The sequence below is a fragment of the Dorea sp. MB18-49 genome (assembly GCF_023669465.1).
Taxonomy (GTDB): Bacteria; Bacillota; Clostridia; order Lachnospirales; family Lachnospiraceae; genus Dorea_A; species Dorea_A longicatena.
This window is the reverse complement of sequence record NZ_JAMOYX010000095.1, coordinates 1-2,183: the sequence shown is the minus strand read 5'-3', so window position 1 is coordinate 2,183 and position 2,183 is coordinate 1. Positions and strand designations below refer to the sequence as shown.

Annotated in this window: 2 protein-coding genes; both read left to right on the top strand. The window is 39.9% G+C overall.

Features of this window, described 5'->3' with window-relative positions; all coding sequences use genetic code 11:
* The first annotated feature begins 55 nt into the window (after positions 1 to 55).
* Positions 56 to 697, top strand: coding sequence for a GntR family transcriptional regulator (locus tag NCY30_RS14850; protein WP_022416371.1), 642 nt, complete (start codon positions 56 to 58; stop codon positions 695 to 697).
* 167 nt (positions 698 to 864) lie between these two features.
* Entirely contained in the window at positions 865 to 2,061 is a 1,197-nt protein-coding gene (locus NCY30_RS14845) for an APC family permease (RefSeq protein WP_250818878.1), read from the top strand.
* Positions 2,062 to 2,183: the final 122 nt, after the last annotated feature.

Below are 2,183 nucleotides of genomic sequence, written 5' to 3'. Positions count from 1 at the left end.
ATGTATACAATATAAAATATAAGTACATGGAAAAACTTTGATAAGGAGAATAAAAATGCTTGGTTTAAAACCAATAAAAATGCTGCCAGCAAGGGAACGAGTAGCGGCAGCACTTAGAAAGGCGATTATTTCAAGACAGATCACAGAGGGGGAAGTCCTGACACTGGAGAATACGGCTCAGGAACTTGGCGTATCGATCACACCGGTCAGAGAAGCCTTTCAGATTCTGGAAAGAGACGGGCTGATCGATCTGAAGCAGAATAAAGGTGCAACGGTATTGGGAATCAATGAGACAACACTCAGAGAACATTTTCAGATCCGGGCAGCACTGGAAAGTGAAGCATGTGCGCTGTGTTGCAGGAATCACATCGATATGAGCCGGATTGAACAGGTTCTGACGGTCTCAAAAGAGATGATTAAAAAAGAAGATTATGAGAATTATTCGAAGCTCAATCAGTCTCTGCATATGGAGATTTGGACAGCAGCCGGTAATGAAAAATTGAAGAAAATGCTTTCTGAACTCTGGAGCGGATTATCTCTTGGAGTTAAGATGACAGAAGCAGAATATGCAAAAAAGTCAATAAAAGAACATGAAGATATCATTGAAAGTATGAAAAAATATGATACGATGGAGGCATGGAGAAGGATGCACCAGCATATAGAACGAAGCTTAGAAGATGTATTATCGGAGTTTTAGAAATAATAGTGCACAAAAAGAATAGGTAAAAATTATGTAAAACGTCGAACTTGTGATTAATGATTGACAAGTCCGGCGCTTTTGATTACAATTTGATTATGGATACATTATCATTTATAAATAATAAAAAATAAATGATAAGAGTAAAGGACAAAGGAGAAAGAAAAATGAGTAACAAGAACTTAATCGTGAACACTCCGGAACCAAAGCCTGGTATACTGGAGCGAGGAGATCTCTTTGCTATTGCGGTAGGAATGGTAATCGGATCAGGAATGGTAACATTGATCGGACCGGCGATGGCAATGACAGGATATTCCGTATGGCTGGCATATCTGACAGCTATCGTTATGGGATTTTTTATGGTATTTCCGTATATTATCCTGGGGGGAACTATGAGAGTGGCAGGAGGACCTTACTCGATTGTAACAAATTTATCCGGTGTAAGTGCAGGAGGACTGGTAGCGTATACGAAGCTTGTAACTCCAATTCTGAACAGCTCTTTTGCACTGGCATTAGGCTTGTATGTAAATAATCTTCTTCCGGGAATTACAGTAAAAGCAATTGCGGTTGTGGGAATCTGCATCTTATTTGTATTAAATCTTCTAGGAATGGATATTTTTGCAAAGGTTAGTAAGATCTTATCAACAATCCTGCTGATCACAATGGTACTTTATGTTGTCTTTGGACTGACACAGATCAAGCAGCCAATCTTCCAGTTCTCTGGGGATAAGATGTTTACCGGAGGCTTTAAAGGATTCATGCTTGCTGCATTACTTCTGATCAACTCAGCAAATGGATATTACAATATCCTCTGGTACGGAAAAGATGCAAAGAAAGCGACAAAGGATGTACCGTTTGCAAGTATGGCATGTGTGCCATGTCTTCTGTTCATCTATGTGGGGCTTGCCATGGTAACAGGCGGTGTGCTTCCGCATGATGAAGTTGCAGGAGCACCGACAATCTTACCGGCAGCGCAGGCAATCCTTCCTGGTGCAGTATATAAGATTTTCATGATCGGCGGACCAATCATGGCGATCATTACTACACTGAACGGTGTATTCAATGATGTCAGATATCCTCTTGCACAGGCTGCAAAAGACGGATGGCTTCCAAAGTTTATTTTAAAAGAGAATCGTTTTGGAGCACCGTATCTGATTTATACATACACACTGATCGTTGTTCTGATCCCAATCGTTACGGATATGAGCATTGTAACAATCACAAACATTTTCCAGGTAATTACATTCTTCATGAATGTGACTGTTGTATATGCAATTTCAAGACTTCCAAAAAGATATCCGGAAGCATGGGCAAAGAATAAATTCCATTTTTCAAATGGGGCATTATATACATTCTGTACGTAAGCGCTTAAATTTTAGACATGGATACAAAAATCCCCGGCCACATTTCTGCAACCGGAGCACCTTGATAATTCACATATGATTGATTATTGATTTGAGTCGTTTGCACGACGTTCGATTTCAGC